Source organism: Peredibacter starrii (genome assembly GCF_034259205.1).
Lineage (GTDB): Bacteria > Bdellovibrionota > Bacteriovoracia > Bacteriovoracales > Bacteriovoracaceae > Peredibacter > Peredibacter starrii.
Map to the genome: position 1 here is coordinate 2,482,586 of NZ_CP139487.1, position 17,067 is coordinate 2,499,652.

Sequence of the window (17,067 nt, forward strand, 5' to 3'; positions counted from 1 at the left end):
GAGGAAGACTATATGGATAAAAAGAAAAAAGCGATATCGGCGATTGTGGTTGTTGCCGTACTACTTACCGGATACTTCATTTATCACCACATGAAATGGGTCACTACTGACAACGCTCAACTTCAGGCCCACTCAGTAATGATTGCCCCGAAAGTTCCGGGATTCATTCAGGAAGTTAAGGTTGAAGAAGGTCAAAAAGTAGAAAAAGGCGATGTTCTTGCCCTCATCGACCCTAGAGATTATGAAAATGCTTTGGCGATTGCCAGAGGGGAACTTGGTTCAGTTGATGCTCTATTAAGAGAAACCGAAGCAAACTTTCGTCGTCTAAAAGACCTTTTCCAACAAGGTGCAATCTCTCACCAACAATACGACAAGGCCCTTAAAAACTATAACGACGCTAAAGCCAAAGACGATGCTTTAAAAGCTCGTGTGAAACAAGCCGAGCTAAATCTTGAATACACTCGCATTGTGGCCCCTTCAAAGGGTTTCATTGCTAAAAAATCTGTTGAGCTTGGTCAGCTGGCCGCACCTGGAGTTCCCCTATTTGGATTTGTTGATTCAGGTGAACGTTGGGTAACTGCTAACTTCAAAGAAACAGAGATTGCTGATGTTAAAGTAGGCAGTCATGTAGAAATCGAAGTAGATGCGATCCCTGGTAAATCATACACCGGTAAAGTTCAGAGCTTAAGTTCTGCCACTGGTGCAACATTCACACTTCTTCCTCCAGACAATGCGACTGGTAACTTTACCAAAGTCGTTCAACGAGTTCCTGTTAAAATCATCATCGAGAAATTAACTGAAACAGACGTTGAAGAATTACGTGCAGGCCTATCGGCCATCGTGAAGGTTCGCCGTGAGTAATCCTCTCATTGTCTTCGTTGCTGTACTTGCTTCACTACTTGAGATCATTGATACCTCAATTGTGAACGTTGCCCTTCCCACGATGATGGGAAATCTGGGAGCAACATTAGAAGACATTAGTATGGTGGTAACGGGCTATGCGATCGCGAATGCGGTGGTATTGCCACTGTCGGCCTGGCTAGGTGAAAAAATCGGCCGCCGTCGCTATTACCTGGGATGTATCATTCTCTTTACACTGACGTCAGTTGCTTGTGGTCTGGCCCCAAACTTGACGACTTTAACCATCTTCCGAATTCTTCAAGGTCTCGCTGGTGGTGCTCTTCTTCCTACATCTCAGACTCTCATTTATGAGCAATTTCCAAGAGAGAAGGCCGGTATGGCCGGTGCAATCTTCGGAATGAGTGTGATGATTGGGCCAACTCTTGGCCCGGTTATGGGTGGTTACTTAACAGATAATTTTGGATGGAGATCGATCTTCAACATCAATCTACCCCTAGGTCTTCTGGCCCTGTTTGTTGGTTCAACTTGTATCTTTGATCGTGAGTCTCAACCTCATGAGAAAAAAGAGCAAGGTTTTGATGGAGTAGGTTTGGCGCTTCTAACTATGGGAATCGGATGTCTTCAGTATGCTCTTGAGCGTGGTGAAGCAGATGACTGGTTCTCATCTAAACTTATCACTGCCTGCGTGATCATCGCCGCAATTTCCCTTCCTTTATTTGTGATCTGGGAACTACGGGTGAAAAATCCGGTCATCAATGTTCGTCTTTTTAAAGATGGTGTTGTCGCCAATGGCGTAATTCTAATGGGCCTATTGGGCTTCTTCCTCTACGCCCTGGTGTTTGTTCTACCAGTATTTGTCGATACTGTTTTCCACTATACGGCCACACAAACGGGACTCTTATTCATTCCTGGTTCACTCCTCACTGCGGCCCTCATGCCACTGGTGGGTAAGGCGATGATGAGCGGTATTAATCCTAAGAAACTCATCTTTATTGGGATCAGCTGTATTATTATCTGTTGTTACTTATTAACTCTCCTGTCACCTTTCTCAAATCAGGACGACATCTTGGCGATCCTGTTTGTTCGAGGTGTGGCAATGGCATTCTTGTTTGTTCCGATCAACTCTTCCATCATCAGTCAGTTTGAAGGGATAAATATGGGCCAGGTCTCTGGTCTCTTAAATCTTTTCCGACAAATTGGTGGTTCAGTGGGAATCGCCTTGGTGGGCACACTTATGGCGAGTCGTGGACACCAAAATTACCTGGATCTCGCTTCTAAGGTGTCCCTTTTGAATCCTGCCACCCAGCAGGCCTATTTAAGTACCCTGAATGGATTTATGAGTAAGGCCGGAGTTGGATTTTCTGATGCTCATCATGCAACACTTAAAGCACTGGCCGGAAGGATTCACAGTCAGGTCTTCGTGATGAATTTCATTCAGCTCATCTGGATCATTCTGATCGTGTTCGCGTTTGCTTATATACCGCTATATTTAATTAAGTTCAGAAAGAAATCTCAGGTCGTTGATTCGCACTAGATTAAGAGTTCTGGCACCAAAAATGCCGGAACTTAATTTAAGAATTCTTGGTCTTGGTGAAATTCCAATATGCTTCACAAGGGCATATTTCGTGAGCGCACACTAGGTTCCTTTTTCCTAACTCTGCAAACAGAATGTGCTTCTTTTGATTCGTACAAGGATAACTCACCATTCCGTCCGGATGAATGATGAGTGCATTCATCTGACATTTCCAACCTTTGAACCGATTCATATTTTTGGAGGAAAATTCCATCTGATTGATTTCAATTTTTGTTCCCGCTTCTGTTGTTACAGGAATGACCTCCGGATACTTTAATCGCTTCACACGTTTTTCTTGTTCAGAAAGAAAGCTTAGAGTTTCTGCCTGATATTCAAAATACTCGGCCGAACCGCTCGATCGATCAACCAATTTAGCGAATGTTATCGGAAGAGTTTCTAGACCAAGTTCAAAATATTTATCGGCGGCCTCTTTAAGTTTTGAAAGATACTTAAGCTCGTTGTGAACTAGAAAAATGATGTTCATATTGAAATCATTCTTCAAGGCCTCAATCTTTTTGAAAAAGTTTTTTTGAGAGTATTCCACATGGTAACTCAGAACAATTTCAATTTTATCTTTATAAGGTAAAAGAGGTCTCCAAAACTCAACTGTGGGTTGAAAGTTGGTAATGACATCAATTTTTGTGACATGATTCATCTCATACAGAGACTTGATCAAATGGTGAAATTCCGGATGGAGGGTCGGCTCCCCTCCTAGCAAAGTCATCTCAACAGGTTCTTTGATGTTCTTAATTTTCGTAAGAACGATCTTCATCACCTCTGAGTAGTTCGTTGATGATTCATAAGGGTTGAAATAACAGTAGCTACATTTGAACTGGCAATGGGTCACCAGCTCCCAGGACAAAGTGAGAGGACTGCCTTTCCCTACGGATACAATCTTCTCATTGTTATAGATCATTTTGGTAAAACGACGGTAAACGTCGATCCTTTACCTTCAACACTTTCTAAATTTATGACCCCACCATGGCCTTCGACAATTTTTTTGGTGATATAAAGACCGAGTCCAAGACCTTCTATGGGCCCATGCTCCGAGCCTCTCTCATATTGCTCAAAAATGACCTGTTGATCTTTAGGACTGACCCCATAACCATGATCTGTCACGGAGAAAACAACACTTTCTGGCCTTCCTTCAAGTGTGACGAGAAAAGGTTTGCCATTTCCATAGCGGATAGCATTCGTGAAGAGATTATTCATCACTTGTTCAATTCTAAAAGCGTCCCAGTTCCCTTTAAAGTCACTTCCTTTGTATTCTACGGCCGGAACACCGGACTCAGAATTTTTAAAGTAGGAATCCATTCGTTCCATGACTTCTTTTAAAAGCACATCAAGATCTGTAGGTTCTTTACGAAAACCCAGTTTACCTAACTGGATTCTAGATACATCTAACATGTCATCAACTAAGCGATTTAAACGATTTACTTGCTTAAAAATCTGCTCATAGAAACGAGTGATCTTCTCTTTCTGGAACACACGGGGATTATCTTTTTCAATGTCTCTTTGAATGATTTGTGCCTGAAGCTTCATGGCAGTGAGTGGAGTCTTAAGTTCATGCGAGGCCACAGATAAGAATTCATCTCTTGATTTAACCGCACTTGATAGATCCAACTCCAGTTTCTTTTCAGTGGTAAAATCCCGAAAAGTGACCGCAATACCATCTTGTAGAGGATAAACCAGAAGCCCAGGAAAGACAGACCAAAGATTTTGTCCAATAATATCTGGCTCTTTCTTATGAGTTAACTGCTTTGCCATTGGATTAAGATACCTAATGGTCCAATCGCGATCAATGTACATAAATGCATAGGGAGAATCTTCCAGATAAGTTCGAAACTCTGTTTCGCTCTGTTTTAATTCTTGTTTAAGGGCGACTTCATCCGTGTTGTCCGAAACGGTGTCAAGAATTCCGCCTACACTTCCGTCTTCCAAACGAATAGGCGAAAAACAAAAAGTATAGAATCTTTCTGTCATGACTCCGTTAGTATTTACCACCATTGGAAGGTTCTCATACATCACGGACTCACCATCCAGACACTTCATAAAAAGCGGATGAATAGTGTCCCAGATTTCTTTCCAGGAATTTTCTGATTTCGTACCAAAGGGCCTCAGGATGCTTATTTCCTAGAATCTCAATACAGCTGTCATTGTAGAATTGAATGAGTTCATCGCCCCAGACGAGGTACATGGCAAATTTATGCTCAACCATCATACCAATAGTCGTAACCAAACTTTGAGGCCAGTATTCGGGATCACCTAATGAAGTTTTCGCCCAATCATAATTGGCAATTCGATAACCCATTTCACCGGCGTGTGAGAGATGCTTGAGACGGGGATTTTTAGTCATAAGAAATGTTAACATAATCCGACAAAAAGAATTAAAATCTTTACCCGACGCTGAAAGACAGTTTTTCCCATCGTTGTTAGTATTATTCATGGGTGAAATCGTAGGACCACTTATTTTTGTTTTATTTGCTGAATTCGGAGTGAAAAGAATGATTCACGCCTTTGATCTCACAGGTCCTCGAACGCCTGCTTATGCGATGCTGGGCTACATTATACTTGCAGCAATGTTTGCCTGTCTGAGCTTCTATCTTTCTTCTAAATTGTTTATTCAGAGCGAAACTTTTCAACTATTGAATTTAATTTTCACCCCCTTACTACTAGGTGTTTTGATGGCCTTGAAAGGAAAGTGGCTCAGAAGAAATGAAGAAGAAATTATTCGACTGGATACATTTTGGTACGGGCTTGTTTTTGGAATTGTATTTGTGATGATTCGTTATCTTGCTCTTCGATCATATGAAATCTAAAATAGATAAAACCTTCTTTCAGGACATACATGTACTTTCTGGTTAAAACCCTCATTTCAGCATTGATCATTGCAACTGTTACGAAACTATCAGAGTCACAGACCATTACTGCAGCATTTTTAAAATCTCTTCCTTTGACCTCCTTACTCGTTTTCTTTTTCATGAAATATGAAGGGAGGACAGACAAAGAGATAGCCGCCATGTCATGGGACATTCTTTATCTAGTCATTCCTTCATTGATTCTTTTTATTGTGCTGCCCTTAATGCTAAACAGAGGACACAACTTTTACATCTCAATGGCTACAGGCGTTTTTGCAATGTCGATAGGATATTTTGTCACAATTAAAGTTATTAGCTAAAAACTTTGATTATGATGAAGTATGCCGGAACTTCCAGAAGTCGAAACATTTCGCCGTCAAATTGATAAAAAATTAAGAGGTAAGACCATAACGGACGTGCATGTACGTCCGGATAAATTGATTTTTGCAGGCAAGTCTCAAGCTTTTGTAAAAAAGGCATTCATAGGAGCAAAGATCACCAAATGTCTTCGAAAAGGAAAATACATTTGGTTTGAGATGAATAAAGAAATTTTACCTGTTTTTCATCTTGGCATGACGGGATCTTACATCATTAGCGATACTCTTCCTGATAAATCCATGAAGTCAGTCAAACTTGTACTTGAAATGAGTGACGGAACAATTCTTACCTACAAAGATCCTCGCCGCTTTGGAAGAATATTTCTCCTGAAAGAACCTTTGGAACATCGACCCCTTTCTCATCTCGGTCCCGATGTTATGAATGAACTTCCTACAGTGGCACAAATTAAATCCATCTTAGGAAAGCGCAAAGCGCCAATTAAAGCTGTTCTCCTCGATCAAAGTGTTTTTGCAGGCATTGGGAATTGGATGGCAGATGAAATTCTCTTTCAGAGTCAACTCGACCCTCACCGCCTGGCCCAATCACTTTCTCCAGCAGAAGTAAAACGCCTTCATTCCAAAATCAACTCGGTCACTCAATTCTCTGTAAAGGTTGGAGCCGATGATGAAAAATATCCTGATGATTGGTTGTTTCACAGGAGATGGGGAAAAAAATCAGGAGTTACTTCGAAAGGTCACCTGATTAAGCATGAGACCGTTGCTGGTAGAACAACTGCCTGGGTTCCTGGCATCCAGAAGTAAAGAAACCGCACCGCTTCAACTCAAAATTAATTTTGAAAGTTAATTAAAACCTGCTATCAAACTTCTCCAATTTTCTCATGGAGATTTATGCTTAGAATTATCTTTTGTCTTTTCATGATCAGTGTACAGGCCCATGCCAGTAATAAAGTCATTTATGGTCAGGACAATCGCAATGAAGTTTATAACTATACGAACCAAAGCATTGTAGAGCTTTCTAAATCTACAGTTGCTTTGGTCAAAAAAAACGAAATGTCTTGGGACGGAACCTACTATCGAATTCCTTTGAAGTCTTACGGATCGGCCCTTCAACTCTGTTCCAATGAAAAATTCTACGAACAGCCAACGGCCGCCTTTTGTTCAGGATTTCTCATCGCTCCTAACAAAATTGTTACTGCCGGCCACTGTATCACGAGCAAAAAAGACTGCGATAATACTGTCTTCATTTTTAACTATCGTTTAGTTGATAAAACGAACTTCTATTCAGGATTTAAAAACATCTACACATGTAAAAGGGTCCTTGGACAGCAACTTCAAAAAGGTGGAGTTGATTTTGCGGTCATTGAATTAGATGAAGATGTAGAAGGTATCGCTCCCTTGAAGCTTGCTCAAAGCATGGATAATCTTTCGGCAAACGATTCTGTTTTTACCATCGGTCATCCTGCCGGACTTCCAACAAAAATCACAGACAACGCCAAAGTAAGATCGGTTAACCGTAACGACGGTTTCTTCGTCACAACACTTGATACTTTCGGTGGTAATTCAGGCTCACCGGTGTTTAATGCTAAAACTCAAGAGGTTGAAGGGATTCTGGTTCGAGGCGATACTGATTACGTAGTTGCCGGAAGCTGCCGACGCGAAAATCGCATTAATGAGTCGGCCGGTAGAGGTGAGACCGCTGTTGCCATTTCTCATATTCACGAAGGTGGACTATTTGGCGATGGTTCAAAAATCGCTGATGACGAAAACTTCCGCTACATCTGGTTTAGCAGATTCCAAACTTGTAACGAATTTCAGGGTGTTCGTTTTACTAGAGAAGTTGAAGAAAGCTACTGTCCGGTTGAATAATTAAAATGGCCCGAGTGTTAGACTCGGGCCAATTCATTTAATCTATCTTTTTACATTCCAGTCGTTCCACCTGTAGTTCCGCCAGTTGTACCACCCGTAGTTCCACCAGTTGTACCACCCGTTGTTCCGCCAGTTGTGCCACCTGTAGTTCCGCCGGTTGTACCACCTGTAGTTCCACCAGTTGTGCCACCCGTAGTTCCACCAGTAGTGCCACCCGTAGTTCCACCAGTAGTGCCACCCGTAGTTCCGCCAGTTGTGCCACCCGTAGTTCCGCCAGTTGTGCCACCTGTAGTTCCACCAGTTGTGCCACCGGTAGTTCCACCCGTTGTACCACCGGTCGTGCCTCCAGTTGTTCCATTATCAATCACGTCTGGGGCCTGGAAGACCTTACAAGAAATAGGAACCGTTAGATTATTTGGATCAGTTGTATTGTTCTGATAGGTCGGTGGAAGTGGCACATCAGCATTCGCACCATGAACCATTAAAACAAAATCCTGTCCTGCAGGAATCGATTGGCGAAGCTCATCAAGCGGGTACTCTCGCTCATAAGTATAGTCTCTACCTGACGGGAAAGAGCCATCTGGCAAATTAAATGGAAGAACTCTTGGGCCCACTGCTTGTTCAACCTCCACTGGGTCGAGAACACCATCTTGGTTTGTATCATTTTCCGCAAGTGTTGGACATTTATCTGCAACGTGAGCGTACTGCTGGTGTTCAACAGGATCAACGTTTCCACACTCCCAATCCATAATAAAAATATTTTTTTCTACTTTGGTTTGACTCGCATTAATCACCACAGAATTATTAATGACCGTATTTAGAATGATAGTCTGGCCCGTATCAACCGGCCCTTCCGCTTCAGATTGTTGTTCATTTTGAGGTGTAGTGCTTGATGAATCATCGTCATCAGAACCACAGGCACCAAGGGCCAAAAGGCCAACAACAAGAAGGATGTTGAGAGTTTTAGACTTGATAAAACGCATTGAGTGCATACGAGCTCCTTGTTAAAATAAGACCCGCTTATTTTTGCAAAGGAGTGGCCAGAAAATTTCGCGAAGGGAGAATCAGAAAATAAACATTTTAGTGAAATTCACTCGACTTTTAATGGATATTCGCCCCGTTTGGCATAGGTAGGAAATGCACCAACAGAAGTCATTTCATATAAAACCAATCTAGAAATAGTGAATTTCCCGAAGTCTGTATTTTTATGAGGAGAGAGAAGATCACTGACCTCACGGTGATTTCTTAAACGGACTACAGGTAAGTAAGGTTTAAATTCACTTTCTGGTTGAATCTTCAAGGTTTCAACAATTCTGTCAAAGAGGGCCCGAACTTCTTTTGAATTTTGAACACCAACCCATAAGAGTCTTGCCTTTTTAGGTTCTGGATAGGCCGACATCCCCTCAAACTTCAGGGTAAAAATTGAAGTCTCCTCCGCGATTTGCCTTAAGAGATTATCCTCCATTTCCTCCAGACCAATGAGAGGAACAAAACGCTGATCCTCTGGAAGCCATTGAAATTCAAAATTCTTCCCCTTACTGAGGTTCACCTTCAGTTTTTTAAGATCCAACTTCAATTCACTTACATCGAGACCTAAAAAGAATTTCATAAAGACCTCACTGTAAGAGCTTATGAGATTCTAATCCCTACAGCACCATAATATTTAGTAGCTCGTTAATATCGGGTTTGATAAAAAATAAGGATCATTTAATTGATGAAGGACAAATATGAGTAAAGACTTCAAACCGTTTATCTCTCACACTGAAAAGCTTAAGGAATTTACCCTGGGCCCCATTCTCATGGGAGTTTTTTTGGGAATTCTATTTGGTGCTTCATCCCTTTATCTCGCTCTTAAAGTGGGTATGACGGTTTCTGCTTCCATTCCGGTAGCGGTTCTGTCCATCACGCTCTTCAAAGGTATTTCGAAAATGTTTGGTTTTCGTCATGCCACAATTCTTGAAAATAATATGGTTCAAACCACGGGCTCGGCCGGTGAATCCATCGCCTTCGGTGTTGCGGTCACCATGCCGGCCCTTTTAATTTTAGGCTATGATCTTGATGTTGGTCGCATCATGACGGTTTCAATCCTGGGTGGTCTTCTTGGGGTTCTTATGATGATCCCTCTTCGCCAGGCGCTCATTGTGAAGGAACACGGGAAACTCATTTATCCGGAAGGAACGGCCTGTGCGGAAGTACTGATTGTCGGTGAAAAAGGTGGCTCATCTGGAAAAATCGTTTTCGGTGGTTTCTTTTTAGGTCTATTCTACAAATTCTTCAACGTGGGCCTTCGTCTTTGGAAAGACGTTCCTGAAAGAGCATTTAGTTTCTTCAAAGGTTCAGCAGTTGCCGCCGAGGTCTCTCCAGAACTTCTCGGTGTGGGTTACATTATTGGTCTTAGAACCGCTGCCATCATGATGGCCGGTGGTGTTCTATCAAGCTTTGTCCTTATTCCTATGATCTCACTTTTTGGTGGCGCTCTTACAGAACCACTATTCCCGGCAAAAACTCTGATTCGTGATATGGAAATCCACGACATCTGGAGAAACTACGTTCTTTATATCGGAGCTGGTGCGGTTGCGGCCGGAGGGATTATTTCTCTTTTCCAATCACTTCCAACCATCATTCATGGTGCGAAGTCAGGGCTAAAAAGTGTCATGGGTTCAAAAGGTTCAATTGAATCAAAGAACAGAACAGAAGATGATCTTCCTTTTTCATTTGTAGTAATCGGAACAATTCTTATGGTTCTGGGCCTATGGTTTGCGCCTGCCCTTCACATCAATTTATTTTCAGCTCTCCTTATCGTTTTATTCGGCTTTTTATTTGTGACAGTGAGTTCACGTCTTACTGGTGAGATTGGTTCATCTTCAAATCCAATTTCGGGTATGACGGTTGCCACTCTCCTATTGACCTGCCTTGTGTTCTTAGCAGTTGGTTGGATCGGACCTGAACATCGTGTAGGTGCTCTTAGTATTGCGGCAGTTGTTTGTATCGCTGCCTCAAACGGTGGAACAACTTCTCAAGATCTAAAAACCGGATACCTTGTTGGTGCAACTCCTCGTCTTCAGCAATGGGGACTATTGATTGGTGCACTTACTAGTGCTATCGTCATTGGTTATTCGCTTATTCTTCTAAACGATGCTTCGACGGTTTATACGAAGAAAGTTCCTGACTACACTGTGACTGACATGAGTCTTCTAAAAGAGAAGCAAAAAGTTGCGGGTGTTGAAAGTGTTAAAGATCAAAATGAATATTTTGTGCTTCAGGTGACTGAACAATCGAACGCAGAGATGCTTGGTGTTCTTAGTCCTGGAAAATATCTTGTCGATAATGCAGGGAAAGTGACTTATCTCGTGGATCCGGGAATTAACGGATCGGTTAATAAGCGTGATGATGGTACGAGTGTAACGAAATACGAAGCTCCGAAAGCGCGTCTCATGTCTCTTATCATTGATGGTATCCTTACTCAGAAACTTCCTTGGGGACTAGTTCTTCTTGGCGTGGCCCTCGCCATCGTGCTTGAGCTTTGTGGAATATCCGCTCTTCCATTTGCAGTAGGTGTCTATCTTCCTATCTCGGCCTCAACTCCCATTTTTGTGGGTGGCCTTGTTCGCTGGTTAGTTGAAAGAAAAACAAAGGCCCCTGAATCTGAACTTGAGGCCGATACAGGCCCGGGTGTTCTCTTTTCATCAGGCCTCATCGCTGGTGGATCGATTGCCGGAATTCTTCTCGCCGTTACTCAAATTATGCCAGGCGTATCAGACGCTTTGGATTTTTCGGGGAAAATGGGCGGGATGGCGACATCGGATCTATTTGCGACGCTGGTTTTTGGTGGTGCGGCCGTAATTTTATTTGCTGTTGGACGGAAAAAGCCGAAATTATAGGGGCCAAACCCCTCCAGTTTTTTATAGTATCTCGTGTCATTTTTAAACAGGGACAACTATGCAAACCATGATGAAGTATTACAAGGGCTCAATCCTATTGTCCGTTTTGGGAGGCGTGTGCGCTTTCTTTATCGGTCAGTATTATTCGGGCACCGTTGCCGGCGGTCTATCGGCCCTATTTCTAGCAACAGTTCTCAGTGTTCTTGAAATCTCTCTTTCTTTCGACAACGCTGTTGTAAACGCGATCGTTCTTAAGAAGATGACTCCGCTATGGCAGAGACGCTTCCTTACGTGGGGTGTTCTTATCGCAGTATTCGGGATGAGACTTGTCTTCCCTCTACTTCTGGTAGGTGTGGTTGCTCACTTAAATCCAATCGATGCCCTAGTCATGGCCGCAACGAAGCCAGATGAGTACGCACAAATCATGCTTTCAGCTCACGTAAGTATCGCGGCCTACGGTGGCGCGTTCCTTATGATGGTTGCTCTTAAGTACTTCTTCGAAGAAGGTAAAGACGTTCACTGGATCAGCATTATCGAAGCTCCAATTGCTAAACTTGGCCGTATGGAAGCAGTTGAAATCGGTGTGACCCTAATCACTCTTTATGTTTTCTCTGGTTTCCAGGTTGAACACGATAAGATGACTTTCTTAATCAGCGGCGTTTGGGGGATTGTAACCTATATCGCAGTTGATGGAATTGGTGCTTTCCTTCAGTCTCCTGATGAAACTGAACAACTTGATCTGAATAAAGCAAGTATCGGTATGTTCCTTTACCTTGAAGTACTAGATGCTTCATTCTCATTTGACGGTGTAGTTGGTGCATTCGCGATCACAAACAACCTATTCATTATCATGATCGGCCTTGGTGTTGGCGCCATGTTCGTTCGTAGTATCACAATTATGCTGGTAGATAAGGGAACTCTTAGCGAGTATCGCTACCTGGAGCACGGTGCTTTCTACGCGATTGGTATTCTTGCTGTGATCATGTTTGCAGGTACAATTCAGCACATTCCAGAAGTCATTACTGGTCTACTTGGTGCTGCATTTATCGCATTGTCTCTTCTTTCTTCGATTCGTTGGAACAAGAAACACGCTCACTCTTAAGCTTCCTCATTTGGTGACCCAGTCTGAATCTGGGTCACCAATTATCATCACTTACCAATTAATTTGCTAATACTGGCCTTAAAACAACTCAATCGCTTAGCACGGATTTTTTGAGCATTGGCCGAAGTTTTCGATTTGGCAATTTCTGCGTCTACTCTCTTCAAGGCATCATCTGCATTTTCTTTCAGCGCCACTTTAATCGTTTCAATTCTTTTAGCAAAAGAGTCCTGATCATAAACTTTGCCAACTTCATCAGAGGCGCCTCTCAAAAGAACATCCGCATCGGTGCTATAGCTTTTCAATTCGTTTCCAAGTGCTTTCATCTCTTTATCCAGAAAATCAGAAGAAGAAAATTCTTGGGCAACTTTCTTATAGGAAGTTAGATACTTGTTATAAAGATAAGGATCATTTTTGATCGCACGAAACAGAGGATCTTCCAGGTTAATGATAAAGTCCTTTGAGATTTTCATCTTGTCTCGTCCAATTAATCCAATCTGCTGAGGATTAAAGGGGAACATATGTGTTCCTTTCAATAGATCATCACCATCCTGAGGCATAATTCTCAAAACGGTTTTACCAGTTTTTTTATCTTTTTGAGTAAACCAGAAATACTCATCTGAAATATCACCATTTCGCATGATATGGTTCAAAGACATAAAGCGAAACATCTGATCCACATCCATCTTTTTTGAAAGCTCTGTGAACAGCTCTTCCCCTGATAAGTTCAGAGGAGCGGCGTACACATCTGTCAGGAGTTTTTGCAGCTCAACTTTCTTGGCATCATCAGCAGACCAGCTTAACTCCACACGGTGAGGAGAGGTCTTCTTCTCTGAGTTCAGTGAAGAGAAAGTTTCAGTTTCAGGATCAACCTTCTTGAGCCCCAATTTCTCAGTAACGTTTTCTACGTTATAACGAGAACGTCCAACCGCTTCAACACTGTAGCGATCAGATTGGGCCTCAGACAAAAATTTTACGGGATGGTTATTAACCAAATGAAGACCAGCGCTGACTTTCTTGTTTTCAAGCAGAACACCGCTTTCGTCAATTGGAACGTAAACCACCTTTGCAAATTGAGCACTTAATTTGAAATCCTCTGGAACAAGACCGAAGTTATTCAAGGCACGTTGATAGAAGTTAGTTGCGACGTAACCTTCGTCCATTGTAAGCGGATTGATTCGTGTGGTGCCAGATATGTTCTCAACACCGACAATTGAATTCAACTCGCCTTTCACATTCTCTAATTTTTTTACACGGAGATTTGGAGTTTCGGCCTTCAGAGTGGATTGGCCACCAGGACTGATTTTTCCTTTGAAGACAGATTTATCATCAACAATTAAAACCTTGGATTCAACTTTCTCGCGTTTCGTTGCATCTTCAAGAAAAAGTTTTCCCATGTCTTCTTGTGGAACCACAATGACGACAACATTCTCACCAGGCCTGGCGTATTTTTTTACAAGCTCTTGAGCACGTTCACGAGTTTCTTTCGGAAATCGTTTTTTCTTTTCCTCTTCTTCTTGGGCAGAAACGAGAAAAGAGAGGGCCAAAGAGAGAACTATTAGATGCTTGAAAATCATGCGTTTCCCTGGTTTTGTCCCCTATCTTTTCGTCTTAAACGCAATAATTCATAAGTGCTTGACCATAGGTGATTTCACCGTAATTAAAGGGATTTAATGTCCGATTAAATGACGCACCCAACTCATTGTTTTAACAAGAGATTTGACAGCATTAAAAAAATTTAATACAACTACTGTAATGAAAGTTTTGGCACAGCTAATCACATTCGTAATGATCGTTTTGAGTATCACATTCCTCAAGACATCAATCGACCTTCCTAAGGTCGAGAAACAGCAGTCTGCTGGAATTGAGCTCGTTTTAGATCTTGCTGATGACATGGCCGACCCTGAGGCCGAAGATGACTCAAATGAAATTGAGTTTCATGAAACAGAGTATTTTCTCAGCAGCCAGAAATTTATCTTTCCCCAAGAAGTAGGTACTCATCTCTTCCTGGATGATTACCCAACATTTTTCCATTCCTACATTAACTCCATCTACGTACCTCCCCTTACTCATTCTCTTTCTTAGTTAATCAATTCGTTCGTTTTACATTTGCTTTGAATTTGAAGGAGTTCCTATGTTGGAAGCCATTAATCTTAATGATATTAAAAGTCCGGCCGATGAGGCCCTGGATAATCTGATGAAGGGCAATGAGCGCTTCATGAATAATATGAGAATCAACCGTAACCTTCTTCAACAGGTTCAAGAAACCAAAGAAGGCCAACAACCTTACGCTGTCATTATTAGTTGTATGGATTCGAGAACGTCTCCTGAGCTGATTTTTGACCAAGGTCTCGGTGATATCTTCAGTATCCGAATCGCGGGTAACGTAGTTACTCCGGAGATTATCGGAAGTGCCGAATATGCCTGCAAAGTAGTGGGTTCTAAACTCATTATGGTTCTTGGCCACCACGGATGTGGTGCCGTTAAAGGGGCCCTCGATAACGTTAAACTTGGTCACTTACCGACAATTACAGACCGTATTCAATTTCACGCCTATAAGGGCGCGACAGTTGAAGAAGTAACTGTAAATAACGTCAAGGCCGGAATGCGCACTCTTCACCAGAAGTCAGACATTCTAAATCAATTGGCCAATGATCAGGAAATCAGAATCGTGGGTGGCGTTTATGACATCTCAACAGGTGAAGTTGAATTCATCGGAGATCATCATGAGTGCTAAGCTATCTGGCCTGTTATGCTTTGCTCTTCTAGTCTTGATGGTTGGTTGTGCTTCCCATGAGCCCAACGAAGCAACTTTCGATTCTAGAGACGAAGCTCGGGCCTTTCGCTAATCCTGAAGGGTCACTCTGTGACCCTTAATCCTAAGGAATAGGAATGAACAGTGAGAAAACTTCTTAGTTATCTATTTATATTTGTCATATCCTTCGGCATCGCTTTGCCGAAGGGAGTATGCGCACCGGATGTAGTCGGATTCGGTGAATTCGCCTCAATCGAAACTTTTTTCGATTTAGATAGCGATACATCAGATGACGATAAACCGGACAATAAAGGCCACTGCAAAAAAGCAGACTCGGCCGAGCCATACTTTATTCCAACACGTTTCCAATTTAACGTGAAAACAAATCCTATTTCTTTCTTAGAAAGACTTCCCTCTTTCATCGCCTCTTACTATCAAATCTTCCACGTGCCTCCCTCTCTATAGTCCTCATACTTAATCGTACATTTTTTTGAGCTCAAATTTTAAGTTGGAGGACTTATGTCACACTCTTCATTTGTCGAGTTCCTTGCTTCAAGGAACAAGGATTTTATTAATTTGTTTAACTCTGAATCGGCCATTGGTCTGGTTGATACACTGAGAGGTGGAGAAAAGAAAAAGAACGATAAAAAACACTGTGTCGTTGTTTCTTTCGATCCCCCACTCAATTCACCACCAATTGTATTTAATTGGGGAACCAATGATGTCTGGTATCTGAAAGATGCTGCCATCAATGATGATTTCTTTAATGAGATGGATGAACATGTCGAGAAATCTGAAACTCCTTACGTGATTATTCTGGAAAGACAGGGTCTGGCACATAAGAGAAAGATTCAGCGTTTCATTAAGAACTATCGTGATCAGAAGTTTCGCAATCGTCCAAAAGGCGAAATGCCAAAGTTCATCTTGGCCGAGTACAAAGCACCAATGAGCGGGGTGAAACTCACCGAGCTCGTGGGAGGACCACATGATACATCTCTTTCTTAATGATCTATATAAGAAGAAATTTGTTTTTCTTTGGATGATCCTGTCTTTCAAGGCCGGTTACTTAAATGCGGCCGGATTTCTGGCCACGGGGAAATTTGTTTCTCACGTAACGGGATTCGGAACGCAAATGGGTGTTTCAATGGCACACGAAGATTACTACTTTGGGGCAGAGCTTTTGATTATCCCGCTGGCGTTTATTTTTGGTTCGATGATTCCGGCCCTGATCTTAGACAGAAACTATGACGACAGGAAGATTCCGCCCTATCCGGCCGTTCAGTTTCTTATAACAATGCTCCTAGGTGTGATCTTCTTTCTCGGCACAAGTGGCTGGTTCGGAGACTTTAGTACTCCAACAGATGATTTACATGACATCATACTGATCGGGCTCCTGTGTCTAGTGTGCGGGATGAAGAATGGTCTAACGACTTGGGCGACCTATGGAAAGATTAGAACGACTCACTTAACGGGTCTGGCGACAGATATTGGTCTACACTTACCGAAGATTTTCCGTGGAGGAATTAGAAGCAGATTTCCAGAACAAAGAAGAGTCAATACGGTAAGAATCGCAACGTTCGTAAGTTTTACAGTTGGGTCTCTGGTAGCTGCCTTTATCTTTCCGAAATACGACTTTTACGGGTTTATTTTCCCTTTCATTTTATCGGTTGGATTACTGGCAGTGTCTTTCGTTAATTATAATGAGGCCAAACGCGAGCATACTGTGGGTGATGAAAAAACCAAAGTGGCCTAGGATAAAGGCCCGAAAGGGCCTTTTCTTACTGTCTAAAGTTTTGACAGCGCTGTAGAGATTACAGGCCTGTACCATCTGGTTCC

General features: G+C 42.3%; 20 protein-coding genes. 14 read left to right on the top strand and 6 right to left on the bottom strand.

Features of this window, described 5'->3' with window-relative positions:
• The first annotated feature begins 12 nt into the window (after window positions 1–12).
• Both SOO65_RS12605 and SOO65_RS12610 read left to right on the top strand, forming a co-directional pair.
• Window positions 13–861, top strand: coding sequence for an HlyD family secretion protein (locus SOO65_RS12605; protein WP_321390396.1), 849 nt, complete (start codon window positions 13–15; stop codon window positions 859–861).
• On the top strand, window positions 854–2,395 hold the full coding sequence (locus SOO65_RS12610) for a DHA2 family efflux MFS transporter permease subunit (protein WP_321390399.1): 1,542 nt from the start codon (window positions 854–856) through the stop codon (window positions 2,393–2,395). The genes SOO65_RS12605 and SOO65_RS12610 overlap by 8 nt, the downstream gene beginning before the upstream one ends.
• A gap of 37 nt (window positions 2,396–2,432) precedes the next feature.
• Here the strand turns inward: SOO65_RS12610 and SOO65_RS12615 are convergent, their stop codons facing one another.
• The 3 genes from SOO65_RS12615 to SOO65_RS12625 are packed head-to-tail and all read right to left on the bottom strand — an operon-like array spanning window position 2,433 to window position 4,805.
• Window positions 2,433–3,350 carry a radical SAM protein gene (locus tag SOO65_RS12615; protein WP_321390402.1) on the bottom strand — a complete coding sequence of 306 codons (918 nt, stop codon included), beginning with the start codon at window positions 3,348–3,350 and terminating at the stop codon, window positions 2,433–2,435.
• The gene (locus SOO65_RS12620; protein WP_321390405.1) at window positions 3,347–4,486 is read right to left on the bottom strand and encodes a PAS domain-containing sensor histidine kinase; all 1,140 of its coding nucleotides are present in this window, start codon (window positions 4,484–4,486) and stop codon (window positions 3,347–3,349) included. Before SOO65_RS12620 ends, SOO65_RS12615 begins: the two co-directional genes overlap by 4 nt.
• Window positions 4,467–4,805 carry a hypothetical protein gene (locus tag SOO65_RS12625; protein WP_321390408.1) on the bottom strand — a complete coding sequence of 113 codons (339 nt, stop codon included), beginning with the start codon at window positions 4,803–4,805 and terminating at the stop codon, window positions 4,467–4,469. The genes SOO65_RS12620 and SOO65_RS12625 overlap by 20 nt, the downstream gene beginning before the upstream one ends.
• Before the next feature lie 73 nt (window positions 4,806–4,878).
• Between SOO65_RS12625 and SOO65_RS12630 the strand changes: the two genes are divergently transcribed.
• The 4 genes from SOO65_RS12630 to SOO65_RS12645 all read left to right on the top strand — a co-directional run bounded on the left by SOO65_RS12630 (window position 4,879) and on the right by SOO65_RS12645 (window position 7,496).
• Entirely contained in the window at window positions 4,879–5,253 is a 375-nt protein-coding gene (locus SOO65_RS12630; RefSeq protein ID WP_321390411.1) for a hypothetical protein, read from the top strand.
• Window positions 5,254–5,282: 29 nt separating this feature from the next.
• The gene (locus SOO65_RS12635; protein ID WP_321390413.1) at window positions 5,283–5,612 is read left to right on the top strand and encodes a DUF3147 family protein; all 330 of its coding nucleotides are present in this window, start codon (window positions 5,283–5,285) and stop codon (window positions 5,610–5,612) included.
• 21 nt (window positions 5,613–5,633) lie between these two features.
• A complete protein-coding gene (gene mutM, locus SOO65_RS12640) occupies window positions 5,634–6,431 on the top strand; it encodes a DNA-formamidopyrimidine glycosylase (protein WP_321390415.1) in 798 nt (265 codons plus the stop codon).
• An 87-nt stretch (window positions 6,432–6,518) separates the two neighbouring features.
• Window positions 6,519–7,496 (top strand): trypsin-like serine peptidase, encoded by a 978-nt coding sequence (locus SOO65_RS12645; protein ID WP_321390417.1) that lies wholly within the window; start codon window positions 6,519–6,521, stop codon window positions 7,494–7,496.
• A gap of 50 nt (window positions 7,497–7,546) precedes the next feature.
• Here SOO65_RS12645 and SOO65_RS12650 read toward each other — a convergent pair whose 3' ends face one another.
• Both SOO65_RS12650 and SOO65_RS12655 read right to left on the bottom strand, forming a co-directional pair.
• The gene (locus SOO65_RS12650; protein ID WP_321390420.1) at window positions 7,547–8,488 is read right to left on the bottom strand and encodes a hypothetical protein; all 942 of its coding nucleotides are present in this window, start codon (window positions 8,486–8,488) and stop codon (window positions 7,547–7,549) included.
• A 98-nt stretch (window positions 8,489–8,586) separates the two neighbouring features.
• Entirely contained in the window at window positions 8,587–9,105 is a 519-nt protein-coding gene (locus tag SOO65_RS12655; RefSeq protein ID WP_321390422.1) for a 2'-5' RNA ligase family protein, read from the bottom strand.
• Window positions 9,106–9,223: 118 nt separating this feature from the next.
• Between SOO65_RS12655 and SOO65_RS12660 the strand changes: the two genes are divergently transcribed.
• Together SOO65_RS12660 and SOO65_RS12665 are read left to right on the top strand one after the other, a co-directional pair.
• Window positions 9,224–11,377 carry an OPT family oligopeptide transporter gene (locus tag SOO65_RS12660; protein WP_321390425.1) on the top strand — a complete coding sequence of 718 codons (2,154 nt, stop codon included), beginning with the start codon at window positions 9,224–9,226 and terminating at the stop codon, window positions 11,375–11,377.
• A gap of 58 nt (window positions 11,378–11,435) precedes the next feature.
• Window positions 11,436–12,479 (top strand): DUF475 domain-containing protein, encoded by a 1,044-nt coding sequence (locus SOO65_RS12665; RefSeq protein ID WP_321390428.1) that lies wholly within the window; start codon window positions 11,436–11,438, stop codon window positions 12,477–12,479.
• 47 nt (window positions 12,480–12,526) lie between these two features.
• Here the strand turns inward: SOO65_RS12665 and SOO65_RS12670 are convergent, their stop codons facing one another.
• Entirely contained in the window at window positions 12,527–14,053 is a 1,527-nt protein-coding gene (locus SOO65_RS12670) for a CotH kinase family protein (RefSeq protein ID WP_321390431.1), read from the bottom strand.
• 178 nt (window positions 14,054–14,231) lie between these two features.
• Between SOO65_RS12670 and SOO65_RS12675 the strand changes: the two genes are divergently transcribed.
• From SOO65_RS12675 to SOO65_RS12700, 6 genes are read left to right on the top strand one after another with little or no spacing between them, the layout of a single operon-like run.
• The gene (locus SOO65_RS12675; RefSeq protein WP_321390433.1) at window positions 14,232–14,561 is read left to right on the top strand and encodes a hypothetical protein; all 330 of its coding nucleotides are present in this window, start codon (window positions 14,232–14,234) and stop codon (window positions 14,559–14,561) included.
• Between the two features lie 49 nt (window positions 14,562–14,610).
• Entirely contained in the window at window positions 14,611–15,213 is a 603-nt protein-coding gene (locus SOO65_RS12680; RefSeq protein WP_321390435.1) for a carbonic anhydrase, read from the top strand.
• Window positions 15,203–15,325 carry a hypothetical protein gene (locus SOO65_RS12685; protein ID WP_321390437.1) on the top strand — a complete coding sequence of 41 codons (123 nt, stop codon included), beginning with the start codon at window positions 15,203–15,205 and terminating at the stop codon, window positions 15,323–15,325. Before SOO65_RS12680 ends, SOO65_RS12685 begins: the two co-directional genes overlap by 11 nt.
• A 50-nt stretch (window positions 15,326–15,375) precedes the next feature.
• Window positions 15,376–15,696: a hypothetical protein gene (locus tag SOO65_RS12690; RefSeq protein WP_321390440.1), complete on the top strand. Its 321-nt coding sequence runs from the start codon at window positions 15,376–15,378 to the stop codon at window positions 15,694–15,696.
• 54 nt (window positions 15,697–15,750) lie between these two features.
• Window positions 15,751–16,236 carry a hypothetical protein gene (locus SOO65_RS12695; RefSeq protein WP_321390442.1) on the top strand — a complete coding sequence of 162 codons (486 nt, stop codon included), beginning with the start codon at window positions 15,751–15,753 and terminating at the stop codon, window positions 16,234–16,236.
• A complete protein-coding gene (locus tag SOO65_RS12700; RefSeq protein WP_321390443.1) occupies window positions 16,217–16,984 on the top strand; it encodes a YoaK family protein in 768 nt (255 codons plus the stop codon). Before SOO65_RS12695 ends, SOO65_RS12700 begins: the two co-directional genes overlap by 20 nt.
• The last annotated feature ends 83 nt before the right edge of the window (window positions 16,985–17,067 follow it).